Source organism: Roseburia sp. AF42-8 (assembly GCF_003435965.1).
GTDB lineage: Bacteria > Bacillota > Clostridia > Lachnospirales > Lachnospiraceae > Roseburia_C > Roseburia_C amylophila.
On the sequence record NZ_QTVB01000006.1, the window covers coordinates 56,584 to 71,452 of the forward strand.

The window sequence follows — 14,869 nt, forward strand, 5'->3', positions numbered from 1 at the left end:
TAATCATAACAGACTGTTTTTTGCTTGTCAATTTACTGCAACAGATTTTTCTTCGACAAAATCAGCGCATCCTTCTGCTTTCTGGTCAGCTTTTTATAGGCTGCTTCCTTCTGCATGGCCTCCTCCTTCGTCCCGGATTCCTCTAAATACCGCAGCTCCACCGGTCCCCGGTTTCTGGTATACTTTGCTCCTTTTCCACTGTTATGTGCTTCAATCCGCTTGTCGATATCAGTCGTCCAGCCGGTATAGAGGCTCCCATCCCGGCAGAGCACCATATAAGTGTAATTATGTTTCTCTTTCATGTAATCCTTCCTATGTAGACCGGGCACCGCCCAGTCTTATCTCTATATAAAGCAATCGACCAAAAAAGTATCTTACTCATATTCCATAAACTGGTAAAAAAGTATCGATTGCGGATTTTTGGCCGTTACATTTTATCTTATGCAGTTTTCTTATGTATGTTCCACTTACCGGCAGCTTCCAATACAGATTCCTCCCCGGTTTTCTTCTTTTACCTGATAGAGTAAATCATCGGCTTTCTGTAAAAAGTTCTTCATCGTTCTGTCCTCATCCGGTATATCATAACAGATTCCCTGGGAAATGGATACATAGTGCTGTGCCGCTGAAAAAGCATGCTCCATATCTAGGTCACGGATGCTGCGCTTTAATTTTTCTGTAAGAATGACTACAGCTTCCCTTGGATATCCCTCATAAATTAAAATGAATTCATCCCCGCCATACCGTGCACAGAAAATATCATCCTTTTCCGCTAACTTCTGAATTTCCTTTGCTACACGGCAGATACATAAATCACCCTTCTGATGTCCATAGTTATCATTATATTGTTTAAAATAATCGATATCCAGTATTTCCACTGCCACTGGAATTTTCTCTGCTATGGCATGTTCGAATACCTTCTGCGCATGCTGTTCTAACCGATAGCGGTTCGGGATTCCGGTCAGTGCATCGGTCTGGGACTGCTCTAAGAGAATCCTGTTTTCTTTTTCCATCTTCTTTCTGCTGTGGTTCGTCTCTTCCAATGTATAACGCATATCTAAGATGCAGGTCATGATATATTTATTTTCTTTTTCCAGTATCTCGGACAATTCAAAAAACAAACCACATGCCTGCAGATATTCACGATTCTTTTCCTGCCTCTTATAATAACGGATTTTTAAAGTCAGAATCCGCTTCTGCATATAAATAATCTTAGCTTCCCTTGCCATCTTCTCTAAAAGCTCTACTAATTTCCAGAATTCCTCTTCCTTTCTGGTATCTAACAGCATCTCACTATAAGCATAAAGATCATCAAAAATATCTAGAATCGGTATTCTGGTATCTGATACCTTCTGCACAATTGCTATATTCCGGTCACATTCTTCTTTCTTTCCCATGGCATTACAGAGTCTTGCTTCAAAGCAGGCAAAGGCTATCTGCTCTAACTCTTCCAGATGTCCACTGCACACCTCTTTTGCCCGCAGTGCATATTCCTGTGCCTGCATATACTCTTCCTGATAAAAGCAGCTGTTTCCCAGTCCTATATAGATATTCAGAAGATAACTGTAATATTCCGGTATTTCCTTATTCTTCTGCAATAAATCATATGCCTGCCCTAAATATTTTTCTGCCTGCCGGTATTCCCTAAAATTATTGTAAAGCATACCAATATTAATATTGATAATAATACCAATATCATATAATTTATATTTTTCACAATACATTCTGGCGTTCAGATAATAATCCATGGCAAAAGGAGCATTTCCACGATTCATGGACGTAATGGCAAGAATATTATAGGCTCTTGCTAATAAACCATGCTGTCTGGAATGCTCCAGGTATGGCAGGGAACAGGAAAGATTGCGAAATAGTTTATCCACATCATTCAGAAGATAATATGTCTCGCCACTGTAATAATAGGCATAGCCTAACAGTTTCTCATCATCCTGCTCTCTGGCATAATCTCTTATATTTTTACATAGCATCAATGTTTTCTCGGCATCTGTTCCCCGATTCTTCCGGACACCCTCTAACCATTCCAATACTTCGCTGCTGTAAGCATTAAAATCCATCTTTTTGCGCACCCTTTTTCGTATTTTTTAATGTCTTTTATTATATAGGTATGCGGCTCTTTTTTCAAGTATGGCTCTTTTACTCAAAGAAGCTTACCGGGTCTACCGGTTCGCCATCTTTCTGCAAGGCAAAATAAAGATTACTTCCTTCCACGGAATAATATTTCGTCGGTTCCGCAATATAACCTACCAGTTTTCCTTTGCTGACAATGTCGCCCACTTCATACGGCACTTCCTTAAGCTGCCCGTAAATAGCACTATAACCATCTCCTAAATCCATAGTCACGGTACATCCTGTGACCGCACTGTTGGAAATATCAGTTATCTTTCCTTCTGCGGCTGCGGATACCCTGTCATTTACTTCTCCGGCAATAATCACTGCCGGATTATATTTGTACTGATCCAGAGTCGCAAAATACACGGTCTGATCCATGCTGTAATTTAAGACTACATTGCCCTGTAATGGCCAGTTTAACCCATCCTCTTCCGCAAAATGCAGTGTTTTTGTGGTGGCTGCTGCCGCCTTTGTCTCTGGCTCATTTTCTGCCTCAGCCGCTGCATTTGCCACATTTTCTTCTTCTGTCTGCCCGCTGTCGGACTGTGCCTGTCCATCCGAATCCTTTGAAGCAACTGCGTTATCAGAAGGTTTTATGATGCTGTCTGCTTCTGCCAGTTTCTCCGAGGTTTCTTCCTCTGCCTTTGGAAGCGTTGCCACAAAATCATCCGAAGCTCCATCTTCTTTCTTATTGCCTTTGTCTTTTCCTGCATCCTTATCTGCAACATTTTCCTGCTGCTTTTCCTCTTCCTTCTGGGAATAATTATATACTGCTGTCATTGCTCCTGCTGCCAGTACCATGACAGCCAGGGCAATCATCCATGATCTTCTTCCTTTCATTTTCTCACCATCCATATCTTATTTTTTATAAGTATGGACAGTTTTTTCGTATTTTATTCTTCTTTATAGTTTATTCTTCTTTATATTTCATTCTTTTTTTGTAATTTCAATTCCGGAATAATAATAGCTTAAAATCTCCTGATAAGTTTTTCCCTCTTTTGCCATCTCATTTGCTCCATATATGCTAAGTCCATAACCGTGTCCTAACCCTTTGGTCACAATACGTACCCTGCCATCGATTTCCCTGATATAAAAACAGGCGGAATTCAGGGAAAATGCCTTGCGGAATTCCTCCCCGCTGACACTACTGTTCCCAACCTGTATGGTTTTTACATATCCGCTTTCTTCCCGTTCTGTCACCACCAGCGTATTCACCCAGTCCTCCGCTGTAAGTCCTGCTTCCGGAAATGCCTGATTGCAGGTATCCACCAGTTCTCCTGCATCATAGAATTCCACCTTAAGAAAATCCTCTGATGTAATGTCCCATATGGATTCCACACTTTTGAGATAAGGAAGCTCTGTCCCTCTCGTTTTCTCTGCACTAACAGCAAAATAGGGAGCTTCGACTTCCTGCCCCTGATATGTTAAGACTTCCCCCTCGGTATCTATCAGGCAATTTTCTAATTTCTGATAATATCGATTATAATTTTCATTTCCAAATAGTTTTGTCTGCTCTGCAATACTCAGTCCCGTCTCCGGTGCTTTTCCCTGCGACATGGCATATTCATAATTGGTCCGCACAATAACTGCCTGCGCACGAATCGCTTCTTCTTCATAGGTAACCGGGATATCCCGTGCCAGAATAGACACAAGAGCAGCCATCTTCTCTTCTTCATCGGGATGACTGCTCTTATGTTGTATTTCATTGCTGTCTGTATCCAATAATATCTCATCTCCCTGGAACACCAGGGTCATAAGTATCGGTAATCCTGCAATAATCAGGCACAGACACAGTATCATTTTTATTTTTTCTTTCATATCCTGTCCACTCCTGTTCTACATATATATGTAACAGAAATGGATGTATACCAGTAAAATATTACTGTTTCATACGCTGTCCTATCTCATTGGAAAGTTCCGCAAACTGCTCTAAGGACAGTGCCTCTCCACGAATGTTCTCCGGAACTCCAAGGCTTACGATACTTTCCTGTATTACCTCTTTCGGCAAATGAATCTCCGGGGAATTATTCAGTCCGTTTGCCAGTGTCTTTCTGCGCTGGTTAAAGGATGCCCGGATAATGCGGAACATCAGTTTCTCATCTTCCACTTCTACCGGCGGCTTCTCATGCCGGGTCAGACGGATGACCGCACTGCCTACATTCGGCCTTGGCATAAAACAGTTCGGTGGTACATTTGCCACGATTTCCGGCTTCGCATAATACTGTACTGCAAGTGAAAGTGCTCCATATTCCTTGCTTCCCGGTCCCTCCTGCATACGTTCTGCCACTTCCTTCTGCACCATAATCGTAATGCTGTCAATTGGCACATGGCTTTCAAACAGTCCCATAATAATCGGTGTGGTAATATAATAAGGCAGATTCGCCACTACCTTGATTGGCTTTCCCTGGTTCTTCTCTTCTGCCAGCTTACAGATATCAAGCTTTAAAATATCTTCATTGATTACTGTTACATTGGAATAATTCTTCAGTGTGTCCGACAAAATCGGAATCAGATTCTTATCTATCTCCACCGCAACCACTTCTCTTGCCCTCTCGCAAAGATACTGTGTCATGGTTCCGATTCCCGGACCAATCTCCAATACAAAATCATCCTCCGTCACTCCGGATGCATCGATAATCTTATCCAGCACATGAGTATCTATCAAAAAATTCTGTCCGAATTTCTTCTGAAAATTAAACCGGTACTTCTGCAGTACCTCTATTGTATTCTGTGGATTTCCTAATTCCGCCATGCCTGCTCCTTTATTTAACCGCTCTTTCCTTTTTTTCGAATAAACGTTCGATTTTTGTTGCCAACTGCATATTTCTGTGTTACAATCATTTTAGAACAAATGTTCTGATTTGTCCAGTCCTTTTTATGATAACAGAGGAAAATAGTTCTACGCAACTATTATTGGGGATTTTCATAAAACTTACAATGGAAGATGGATGGCTGGAAGCCTGTCTTGTCTTTTTCTTATGGAAAAGCGGCACTGTTCATCGAAGGACAGATGCCTGATAAGGGCTGCTAGGGGCACTTGGAATTTCATCTGAAAGCAGGCAACGCTGGTACAAGGATGTACCAGCGAGGCACATATGAACAGGGATGTGAATTTGTGCCGGTTGCCGGATAAAACTACATACTACAAAGAAATTCCTAGTGCCCTTTGCAGGCATTATGCGGCATCTGACGTTTGATGAACAAGGCTGCTCTTATCTGATAAATCATTAAAACAGGACAGGCTTCCACCACTACTTCCTTTGCAAGTGCTTCTATATATTTGATAGAAAAAGAAAAGGTGATTGCTTTGAATATAACAGAAAACATGTCTTTATTGGAAAAACTGACCATCCTTTCGGATGCCGCCAAATATGATGTTGCCTGTACCTCCAGCGGTGTAGACCGCAAGGGAAACGGCCATGGCATGGGTAATTCCATTGCTCCCGGAATCTGCCATACCTTCTCTGCCGATGGACGCTGTATTTCCCTGCTTAAGATTCTTTTTACCAATGAATGCATTTTCCGCTGTGCCTACTGCCAGAATAACTGCAACAATGATGTGCCAAGGGCTTCCTTTACACCGGACGAAGTCTGTACCCTTACCATGGAATTTTACCGCAGAAATTATATCGAAGGTCTTTTCCTAAGCTCCGGTATTCTCATCAGCCCGAATTATACCATGGAGCTGATTTATCAGACACTTTACCAGCTCCGTGTCCACCATCATTTCAACGGATATATTCATGTAAAAGCCATTCCCGGTGCCGACCCGGTTCTTATTGAAAAAGCAGGCTTTCTTGCCGACCGCATGAGCGTTAATCTGGAGCTTCCGACCGCAGACGGACTGAAGGCTCTTGCACCAAATAAGTCCCGCAAAACCATCTTAAAGCCCATGCGTCTGATTCAGAATGGCATTACGGAAAATCAGAATGAGCTGATGGTTTACCGTAAGACCCCGAAATTTGTACCGGCAGGCCAGAGCACCCAGATGATTATCGGTGCCACCCCGGAAAACGATTATCAGATTATGAAGGTTGCAGAAGGCTTGTACCAGAATTTCCAGTTGAAACGAGTCTTCTACTCTGCCTTTGTCAATGTAAATCACAATTCCAATCTGCCAACCCTTCCCGGTGGTCCGCCCCTTCTGCGGGAACACCGCCTGTATCAGGCAGACTGGCTGCTTCGCTTCTATGGTTTTTCTGCCGGAGAACTATTAAGCGAAGAGCGTCCGGATTTTAATATCTTCTTAGACCCGAAATGCGACTGGGCACTCCGCCACTTAGAAGCCTTTCCGGTAGAGATTAACCGGGCAGATTACAACACCTTACTACGTGTTCCGGGCATTGGTGTGAAATCTGCCAACCGTATTGTAAAAGCCCGCCGTCACAGCCGCATTGATTTTTCCGATTTAAGGAAAATCGGTGTTGTCTTAAAACGGGCGGCCTACTTTATTACCTGCTCCGGTCGTATGATGTATTCCATTCCACAAAATGAAGATTACATCTGCAGCTGTCTGATGCAGGATAAAACTCAGATTCCGAAGGAAATACGGGATTCCAGTTATAAGCAGATTTCCTTCTTTGATGAAGATGCTTTAAGTGATTTTAAACTGACCACAAACGATTTATGCGTCGGATAAACTGCTATAACCATGATTTTTCAGTAAACAGGAAAGGACTTTTTCTCATGCATATATTTCTATGTGAAGATTCCATCGATGGCATCTTTACCGGCATCTATGATGCCTGGGCCAGCAGGTACGGGCACAAAAATATAAAGCTTTGTATCAATGATACGATAACTTACGAACTCTTTTCTGAATATATTACGGTAGCACCGGATTCCGAAAAGAGCGAAAAGGTCGGACGCACCATCATTGCCCGTCTTGGCATGGAGGTCTATCAGGATATTCTTCAGGCGGTTCTTGCCCATGATGATAAGAAAAAGAATGAGCAGCCGGACAAAGCCGACTGCATTTACCGTACACTCTTATATGGATTTTCTTTACCGGATGGTCATCGGATTTTACAGTCTCTTGGCAATCCTTATATTGCAAGAGTCTTTGAGCTGAGCCGTTCCACTGGAAATGAAGCCCACCATCTACTTGGTTTTTTACGTTTTCAGGAACTGGAAAACGGAGTCCTGTTTTCTACCATTCACCCTAAGAATCAGGTGATTTCCGTTCTGGCAGAACATTTTACTGACCGCCTTCCACAGGAACATTTTATGATTTATGACGCAACACACCAGATTGCTGCCATTCGCAAAGCCGGCAGTGGATACTTCCTTACGGATGCATCCAATTTAAATCAGGAAGTTATCACACGGCTTTCCCCTGCCGAGAAGGACTACCAGAAGCTCTGGTGCGGTTTTTTTGACAGTATTGCCATTGAAGCAAGAAAGAATCCGAAGCTGCAAAGTCAGAATATTCCAAAACGCTTCTGGAAAGACACGGTGGAACTGGCATCCGGTAAATAAATGTTTCTATTGTTTTCTGGTAAACTTTACCTGGCAGTCTCTATCCTGCAGACGTTACCCGGCAGAAGAGTACATGCAGATGAAACCATAAACTGGATAATGTCTACTTTGCGCCATATCCTGGAAAAGATCTGTGTCCTGCCGGTATAACAGAAGAAGAGCGTACCGATTATGCACTGTTTGAGCTGAATAAATTATTGAAATATGTTGTCTATCCGGAAGATGTTGCCTGCATTTATATGGAACCGGTTATGGGCGAAGGCTGCTATGTCGTTCCTTCCAAAAAATTCGTACAGAGTGTCCGCGAAATTTGTGACAAACATGGAATTCTCCTGATTTTCGACGAAATCCAGTGTGGCTACGGACGTACCGGAAAAATGTGGGCAAGCCAGAACTTTGACGTTGTTCCTGACATTATGACAGTTGGTAACGCGATTGCTGGTGGTCTTCCAATGAGTGCCGTGATTTCCACCCCGGAAATTATGGATAAATGGCCGTTTGATACCCATGGAACTACTTTTGGTGGAAATCCTTGCGCTGCCGCTGCAGGATGCGCTGTCTTAAAGGAATTTGAAGATGGCACCCTGATTGAAAACGTCAATAAAATGGGGGCTTACTTAAAAGAAAAATTATTTGCTTTAAAAGAAAAGTATCCTTGCATCTCCGATGTCCGTGGTATCGGTCTTATGGTTGCCATTGAATTTTCCCATGAGGATGGCTCCCCGGCACCAGACATCTGGGCAAAAGTAAAGAAGGGCTGCTTAGAACGCCATATGCTCACCTTAAACTGCGGTGTAAATGGAAATGGTATGCGGTTTGCTACTCCATTAGAGGTCAAAAAGGAAGAAATTGATGAGGGACTTTCTATTTTAGAGGCTTCCATTCAGGCATTATCATTATAGCTGCCTGTGTAAATAAAAGCCTTGCATTTTATTTTGACAACGTTTAGGATGAGAATATCAGCAAATTGACAGAACAGGGGAAAATGCTATGGGAACATTATTATACTAGTCCATTGCGGACGATATCGAATAATTAATTTTACATAAAGAATATAAAGATGGTGACTGTCTGCCTTCCGAGCGTGTTCTTGCAACACAATATGGAGTCAGCCGTAATGTCATCCGGGAAGCCATCAAGATTCTTACCGAGAAAAAACTGGTTACGAATGTAATCGGAAAAGGCAATTATGTTACGCTTCCAAATGAAACGGATCTTGTAGATATGGTTGAATCTGCCCTGAACACTTCCGCTTCGTGTCTTCTATATGACACTGAATAACCTGATCAGTAAATCCATTTATTATGGTGAAGGAAATACCTCTTATGGAAGAATTACTGCACAGCAGGAGCATGAACAAATTTTATTATCCCTTAAGAACCGGGATATGGATGCTTATAAAACGGCTATCCACTTACACTTAGAATTAATCAGGCAGCTACTCCAGTAGGAGTGCTGCCCCTTTTTATTTACTTATTGCTGATATTTTTCCAGTATAAGTTTCGCCTGCTCTTCATCTATCTGCAGTTCTTCCTGCAATAATGACAGAATTTCCGTATCTTCTTTTCCAAGTTTACGGCTGAGTTTTATAATGCCTTCTTCCAGACCTTCTCGTTTTCCCTCCTGCAAGCCTTCTTTCTTACCTTCTTCCAGTCCGGCTTTTCTTCCTTCTTCTTCGCCCTGTCTTCGAATCCTCTCTTCTCTCTCAAAACTCTTCATATATGCAAGACCTACCTCTCCATCCCGCTTGACTGCTGTTACCATCCGGTGTAACTTTTTCAGACTCTCGGTGGAAGCATTCTCTATAGATGAATGCTCCATGTAATGTAGTAGCTGTTTTAATTCCTCCGGCGGGTTTCCTTCCCTTCCTCTTGTATACAGGAATATGGTCTGTGCGCCATCCTCATACTTTAACTCCGGCACTTCTACACAACAGTTCTTAATGGTATACACCATACGATTCAGTCCAAAGTGGTCATAAGTTGTAATAAAAATTACGATGACATTCCGAAGACTCCCATATGTATCACCTGCATTCAGATTGCTTGCATCAATCTTCGCATGGTAAAACCGGACTCTTCGTGGCAATGATACAATTTCTTCTTTCCCATCATTCTGGTCCGGTTCTATATCAAAGATTTCTCCGTTCTCTTCATCCAGATATACATCCAGCCGAATGCCGTGGGTTTCTATATTTTCTCCGCAGAAGAAACGCTGTGGCACTACCGTAAGCTTTCCTATCTGCCGGTGCAGAATACACTCCAAAATATACCTCGCCGACTGTTCCCCATAAATTTTGTGGCTGGTCAGGCTGTTTACCAGAAAGTCATCCACCAGATTCAGTTCTTCTAAAGTTTTCATGTTTCCTCCTTTTCCCATAATGCAAGGAAAAGCAGGATTACATATCCTGTTCCGATTCTGAAATTCCGCTTATTCAATGCACTATGCGTTCGTAAATTGTAATAAGAATTTAAAAGCATAGAATTCATTGAATTGATACTAGAAATTTAGATTGGCTTTTGCCACTCGAAAATCAGAATATATGCTTTGTGTTGATTGTAACAAATACATATTTATAATACAAGTAAAATATTTATAAAATCTGATTCCCTTCTGACAGGAAGGTCACCTCACTTTTTGAAATAATTTTTTTGCATTTTCCCAGGTAACTGCTTCCACTTCTTCCGGTGTTGTTCCGGTCAGTTCGGCAATGGTTTTTACTACATAAATAAGATTTCTTGAATCGTTCCGGGTGCCACGATGCGGTTCCGGTGCCATATAGGGACAGTCAGTTTCCAATACAATGTGAGGCAGTCCGATTTCTGCTACGGTCTCCTTTAACTTCTTTGCATTTTTAAAGGTAACTACACCGCCGACACCAATATAATATCCCATTTTCACATATTCTTTCGCCATTTCCTTGGAATAAGAATAACAATGAATGACACCCGGAATGTCATCCTTATGGGCCTGCTGCATAATTTTCATGGTATCCTCTGCGGCATCTCTGGAATGAATGATAACCGGAAGACTCATCTCTTTTGCCAGCGCAAGCTGACGGCAGAACATTTCCCGCTGTGCCTGCTGCACTGTTGGCTCCTTATCCCAATAATAATCAAGCCCGATTTCTCCGATGGCAACGGTTTTCTCCCAGGAAGCCTTTCCCTTTATCCATGCTAAATTTTCTTCCGTTGCATCTTCGATATTGCTTGGATGAATTCCGATTGCTACATAAATATAATCGTATTTCTCTGCCAATGCTACGCTATCCACACAGCCGGCAAAGTCTGCACCTACGTTAATTACCCGCCTTATGTTCTGCTCCGGAAGAGAAGAAACAAGCTGTTCTCTGTCCTCTTTGAATTTTTCATCATCATAATGTGCATGTGTCTCAAAAATCATAAAAATCCTCTTTCTATTTTATAAATGCTGGTAATAAAATACCGCCAGCTGCGTCCGGTCCCTTAAGGACAGCTTTTCTAATATGCTGCTGATATAGTTGCGGACAGTCCCTTCACTTAAAAATAAGGCTTCCGCAATTTCTTTATTGCTGCGTCCCAGTGCCACCTGGTGAATGATTTCCTGTTCTTTTTCACTGATATCATAGCTGGCATAGTCAAGGCTTTCCTTATTCTGCATCAGAACCGGAAGCTTATTCACAATTTCTCCCCCAAAGACACTCTGTCCGCTCATAACCGCATGCAATGACGGAACAATTGCTGCAAAATCCTGTTTCAGGCAATAGCCTTTCGCACCGATTCGTAATGCCTCCACAATATATTCATCATCGGAAAATGTGGTCAGAAACAGCACCCTTGCCGCCTTGTCTTTTGCAAGAATCTGCTCTGCCGCATCCAGTCCATTCATAGGCTTCATCTGGATGTCCATTAATAAAATGTCCGGCTGAAGCTCTTCATATAATTTTACGGCTTCACTTCCATCGGTGCCTGTTCCGACTACATCCACTCCCTTGGCGCAGAGAATGGTCTGCAGGGAAAATACCACATCTTCGTCATCATCTACTATCAGGACTCTCATACTGCCTCCTCTTTCTTTCGAATTGATATAAATATTTTAAAACCTTTTTCGCAGTTTACATGAATGCTTCCGCCCAGCGACTCCACACGTTCCCGCATATTCGAAAGTCCCATGCCTCCGGCTGCACTCTTAAGGTCATCCTTTTCTTCCCGCATCTGCTCCGTTGCTTTTTTCTGCTTTTCCTCATCCGTACCATTGTCCTCAATGGTCATCTGATACAGTGCCGGATGTTCCCTGAGAACAATCTCAATCCGGTCACCGTTGCTGTATTTTACAATATTTGACATTGCTTCTTTTACGGCTGCGATAAAACAATATTTGACTTTTCGTGGAACATTCTGTGACATATCGTATTCTAAATCCAGATGATAATGCTGCTTCATTTCCCGGGTTGCCTCTAATAATGCCTGCTTTAAATCCACGGAATCATCATGCAGATCATGCACACTTTCCCGGATATTATTCATGGCAAGATTTAAGGTATCATTTACCTTTAAAAGCTGACCATGCAGCGGCTCTTCTTCATATACGGTGCTCAGTGCTCCCATCTGAAGAATTGCCCGGGACAGCATATGTCCCACGTTATCATGGATTTCTCTTGCAATCCGGTTCCGCTCTTTTAGCGTTGCCATATAGATTTCTGTATCCTGCTCCTCTAAAAGCTTGCGGTTCTTCTCCCGCATCACAAGGCTTAACTCCGTGCTGGTATCCCGGAGCCGAATCAGATTCCGCTTTAGCTCCGTTGCCTGTCTGGTGCAATAAGCCAACAGCACCGCTGCCAATGACAAAAAGAGCCAGATGGCTGTCATCCATGGCTGGTACACCGGCAGTGCATAAAAGAATAAAACTGCAAATCCCATACCCCACCACAGGCCAAACCAGAAGCTGTCAAAAAACACCAGCGGCAGCAAAAAGGTAAATCCCGGCTCGATTAGACACAGTACTGCCATTGCTATCAGCAATGCACCAATGACTTTCCGGTTTTCAATATAAAGAGTCAACGCTGCCACAATCAGACCAATGATGAAGATTACAACTCTGCGGTAGTCTCCCTCTAACTGGAAAATAAGGCAGCTGCACATGGCAAAAAGAAGTAACTTATCCAGTATTCTTAACATTCTTCTTCCCCTTCCTTAGGGTTCTACTGCATTTACTGTATCATTTTTCCTAAGATATGACAAATGTCATTTTATTTCCTGACAGAATGCACTTACCAGTCCTCCGCTCACTCTACTATACTACATTTATAAAACCGCTATTATTTATCTCTATCTACAGGAGGCATAACATGGATGCAATACAGATTTCACACTTGAAAAAATATTATTCCGATATAAAAGCAGTAGATGATATTTCTTTTTCTGTTAAAAAAGGAGATTTATTTGGACTGCTCGGTGTAAATGGTGCCGGAAAATCCACTACAATTCATATTCTTTGTACCTTACTGAAAGCAACTGCAGGAACTGTCAAAATATGTGATTACGATGCTTTAAAAGAAGCCGATGCCATCCGCAATAAAATTGGAGTTGTTTTTCAGAATAATACTTTAGATGATTATCTGACAGTAAAAGAAAATCTTTTGATGAGAGGCTTTCTATATGAAAAAGATTTAAAGACGGTTCAAAAAAATCTCTATGAGATTGCCGAAATTCTTAACATTCAAAATTTATTATCACGACCTTTTCGTAAATTATCCGGTGGTCAGAAACGACGCTGCGAAATTGCCCGGCACTCATGAATACTCCTGAAATATTATTTCTAGATGAGCCTTCTACCGGGCTTGACCCGCAGACCAGAAAACTTATGTGGGACTGTCTGGAAAGTCTCCGGTTAAAGCGCCATATGACAATTTTTCTCACCACACACTATATGGAAGAAGCCTCTATGGCACAACAACTTTGCATTATGGATGCCGGAAAAATCATTGCTTCCGGCTCTCCATCCCAGTTAAAAAATAAATATGCTTCCGATACTTTAAAAATCTATACTGACAAAATTACACCATTGAACCGGGAATTGGCTGCTCTTTCACTGGCTTCTTATCGTCTCCCTAACGGAATTGCAATTTCCCTATCTACTACCAAAGATGCTTTGCATATCATGCCCCAGATAACCACTCCCTATGATGGCATTGAAATTATTCAAGGTAGTATGGATGATGCTTTTATTCAAATAACAGGAAAAAAACTGGAGGATTAACCTATGATACTAATTTCATTTATAAAACGTAATATCTTACTTTATTTCCGAGACCGAATCAGTGTATTCTTTTCTCTTCTTTCTACTCTTATTGTGTTAACCCTTATGATTGCATTTCTCGGACAGGGAAATATTGATTCCACAATTCAGGTTCTTGGAACCGGTCTGAAATACGAAGCTGTTCATGCATCTTCGCTCATCATTATCTGGACCATTGCCGGTATCCTGGTTGTCAATGCCGTAAGCATTTCCATGACTCTGGTAGGAACCATGGTAAGAGATGAGGAATCCGGTAAGATATCTGCATTTTTTGTTGCACCCGTAAAACGCGGATACTATGTTGCAGGTTATGTCATTGCTGCAATTATTGTCTCCTTTATCATGTGCCTGCTCACATTGATAATCGGAATCATCTATCTTGGTATTGCCAATGGCTCCTTTATAACTGCCCATGATACTTTAGAAATTCTCTTTGCACTTCTTGCAATTATTTTTTCCTCTGCTTCCTTTGTCTTTTTATGCGCTTCTTTTATTCATACCAATAGTGCATTCAATGGTCTGACCACGCTTTTGGGTACTCTGATTGGATTTTTTGCTGCAATTTATGTTCCATACGGCAATATACCCCAGACTCTTAAATATATCATCCGCTTTCTTCCAGCCTTTCAGGGGGCTTCCGCCATTCGTGAAATCTGGATGAATCAGGAATTGCAATGGTTTCATTGCCCCTCCGAAATAAAGACCGGATATGCGGATTATATGGGACTTACCATTTCTTTTGGAAATGCCACTCTTTCCCCTCATATGAAAATACTATATATGTTTATCTCAGGTCTTATCTTCCTTGGTCTTGCAACGGCTATTCTTTCAAGGAAAAGACAACAGGAACGTTAAGATATGACAAATGTCATTTTATTTCCTGACAGAATGCACTTACCTTCTGTACCTCTTTTCCCTATACTTAGGTTATAGGCGATTGCGAGAAGAGAAAATTTCATAAAGAAGCTGGCTTGCCAATGTCTGGCAAAAG

17 protein-coding genes are annotated in these 14,869 nt (G+C 41.9%); 8 read left to right on the forward strand and 9 right to left on the reverse strand.

Going from position 1 to position 14,869, the window contains the following annotated elements; all coding sequences use genetic code 11:
- Nucleotides 1–32: 32 nt before the first annotated feature.
- The 5 genes from DW059_RS04175 to rsmA all read right to left on the reverse strand — a co-directional run bounded on the left by DW059_RS04175 (nucleotide 33) and on the right by rsmA (nucleotide 4,876).
- Complete coding sequence (locus DW059_RS04175) at nucleotides 33–302, reverse strand: GIY-YIG nuclease family protein (RefSeq protein WP_117697895.1); 270 nt, start codon at nucleotides 300–302, stop codon at nucleotides 33–35.
- A gap of 165 nt (nucleotides 303–467) precedes the next feature.
- Complete coding sequence (locus tag DW059_RS04180) at nucleotides 468–2,069, reverse strand: GGDEF domain-containing protein (RefSeq protein WP_117697896.1); 1,602 nt, start codon at nucleotides 2,067–2,069, stop codon at nucleotides 468–470.
- A gap of 79 nt (nucleotides 2,070–2,148) precedes the next feature.
- On the reverse strand, nucleotides 2,149–2,964 hold the full coding sequence (locus tag DW059_RS04185; RefSeq protein ID WP_242986101.1) for a M23 family metallopeptidase: 816 nt from the start codon (nucleotides 2,962–2,964) through the stop codon (nucleotides 2,149–2,151).
- 87 nt (nucleotides 2,965–3,051) lie between these two features.
- On the reverse strand, nucleotides 3,052–3,942 hold the full coding sequence (locus tag DW059_RS04190; RefSeq protein ID WP_117697898.1) for a SpoIID/LytB domain-containing protein: 891 nt from the start codon (nucleotides 3,940–3,942) through the stop codon (nucleotides 3,052–3,054).
- A 61-nt stretch (nucleotides 3,943–4,003) separates the two neighbouring features.
- Complete coding sequence (gene rsmA, locus DW059_RS04195; RefSeq protein ID WP_022244229.1) at nucleotides 4,004–4,876, reverse strand: 16S rRNA (adenine(1518)-N(6)/adenine(1519)-N(6))-dimethyltransferase RsmA; 873 nt, start codon at nucleotides 4,874–4,876, stop codon at nucleotides 4,004–4,006.
- Nucleotides 4,877–5,431: 555 nt separating this feature from the next.
- Between rsmA and DW059_RS04205 the strand changes: the two genes are divergently transcribed.
- The 5 genes from DW059_RS04205 to DW059_RS04225 all read left to right on the forward strand — a co-directional run bounded on the left by DW059_RS04205 (nucleotide 5,432) and on the right by DW059_RS04225 (nucleotide 9,052).
- Nucleotides 5,432–6,763 carry a putative DNA modification/repair radical SAM protein gene (locus DW059_RS04205; protein ID WP_199534301.1) on the forward strand — a complete coding sequence of 444 codons (1,332 nt, stop codon included), beginning with the start codon at nucleotides 5,432–5,434 and terminating at the stop codon, nucleotides 6,761–6,763.
- 47 nt (nucleotides 6,764–6,810) lie between these two features.
- On the forward strand, nucleotides 6,811–7,602 hold the full coding sequence (locus DW059_RS04210) for a TIGR03915 family putative DNA repair protein (protein ID WP_117697901.1): 792 nt from the start codon (nucleotides 6,811–6,813) through the stop codon (nucleotides 7,600–7,602).
- Nucleotides 7,603–7,694: 92 nt separating this feature from the next.
- Entirely contained in the window at nucleotides 7,695–8,504 is an 810-nt protein-coding gene (locus tag DW059_RS04215; protein WP_117697902.1) for an aminotransferase class III-fold pyridoxal phosphate-dependent enzyme, read from the forward strand.
- Between the two features lie 136 nt (nucleotides 8,505–8,640).
- Nucleotides 8,641–8,883: a FadR/GntR family transcriptional regulator gene (locus DW059_RS17780; protein ID WP_117697953.1), complete on the forward strand. Its 243-nt coding sequence runs from the start codon at nucleotides 8,641–8,643 to the stop codon at nucleotides 8,881–8,883.
- On the forward strand, nucleotides 8,870–9,052 hold the full coding sequence (locus tag DW059_RS04225; protein WP_117697903.1) for a hypothetical protein: 183 nt from the start codon (nucleotides 8,870–8,872) through the stop codon (nucleotides 9,050–9,052). The genes DW059_RS17780 and DW059_RS04225 overlap by 14 nt, the downstream gene beginning before the upstream one ends.
- Nucleotides 9,053–9,075: 23 nt before the next feature.
- Here DW059_RS04225 and DW059_RS04230 read toward each other — a convergent pair whose 3' ends face one another.
- The 4 genes from DW059_RS04230 to DW059_RS04245 form a co-directional block, all read right to left on the reverse strand.
- On the reverse strand, nucleotides 9,076–9,963 hold the full coding sequence (locus tag DW059_RS04230) for an Rpn family recombination-promoting nuclease/putative transposase (RefSeq protein WP_117697904.1): 888 nt from the start codon (nucleotides 9,961–9,963) through the stop codon (nucleotides 9,076–9,078).
- Between the two features lie 264 nt (nucleotides 9,964–10,227).
- Entirely contained in the window at nucleotides 10,228–11,004 is a 777-nt protein-coding gene (locus tag DW059_RS04235; protein ID WP_117697905.1) for a TatD family hydrolase, read from the reverse strand.
- A gap of 18 nt (nucleotides 11,005–11,022) precedes the next feature.
- On the reverse strand, nucleotides 11,023–11,640 hold the full coding sequence (locus DW059_RS04240) for a response regulator (protein WP_117697906.1): 618 nt from the start codon (nucleotides 11,638–11,640) through the stop codon (nucleotides 11,023–11,025).
- Nucleotides 11,637–12,758: a sensor histidine kinase gene (locus DW059_RS04245; RefSeq protein ID WP_117697907.1), complete on the reverse strand. Its 1,122-nt coding sequence runs from the start codon at nucleotides 12,756–12,758 to the stop codon at nucleotides 11,637–11,639. Before DW059_RS04245 ends, DW059_RS04240 begins: the two co-directional genes overlap by 4 nt.
- Nucleotides 12,759–12,928: 170 nt before the next feature.
- Here DW059_RS04245 and DW059_RS16355 point away from each other — a divergent pair, with 170 nt between their 5' ends.
- From DW059_RS16355 to DW059_RS04255, 3 genes are all read left to right on the forward strand, one after another.
- Nucleotides 12,929–13,378, forward strand: coding sequence for an ATP-binding cassette domain-containing protein (locus tag DW059_RS16355; RefSeq protein ID WP_199663383.1), 450 nt, complete (start codon nucleotides 12,929–12,931; stop codon nucleotides 13,376–13,378).
- A gap of 146 nt (nucleotides 13,379–13,524) precedes the next feature.
- Nucleotides 13,525–13,839, forward strand: a complete 315-nt coding sequence (locus tag DW059_RS16360) for a hypothetical protein (protein WP_242986103.1) — start codon at nucleotides 13,525–13,527, stop codon at nucleotides 13,837–13,839.
- A gap of 3 nt (nucleotides 13,840–13,842) precedes the next feature.
- Complete coding sequence (locus DW059_RS04255) at nucleotides 13,843–14,733, forward strand: ABC transporter permease (protein ID WP_117697908.1); 891 nt, start codon at nucleotides 13,843–13,845, stop codon at nucleotides 14,731–14,733.
- The last annotated feature ends 136 nt before the right edge of the window (nucleotides 14,734–14,869 follow it).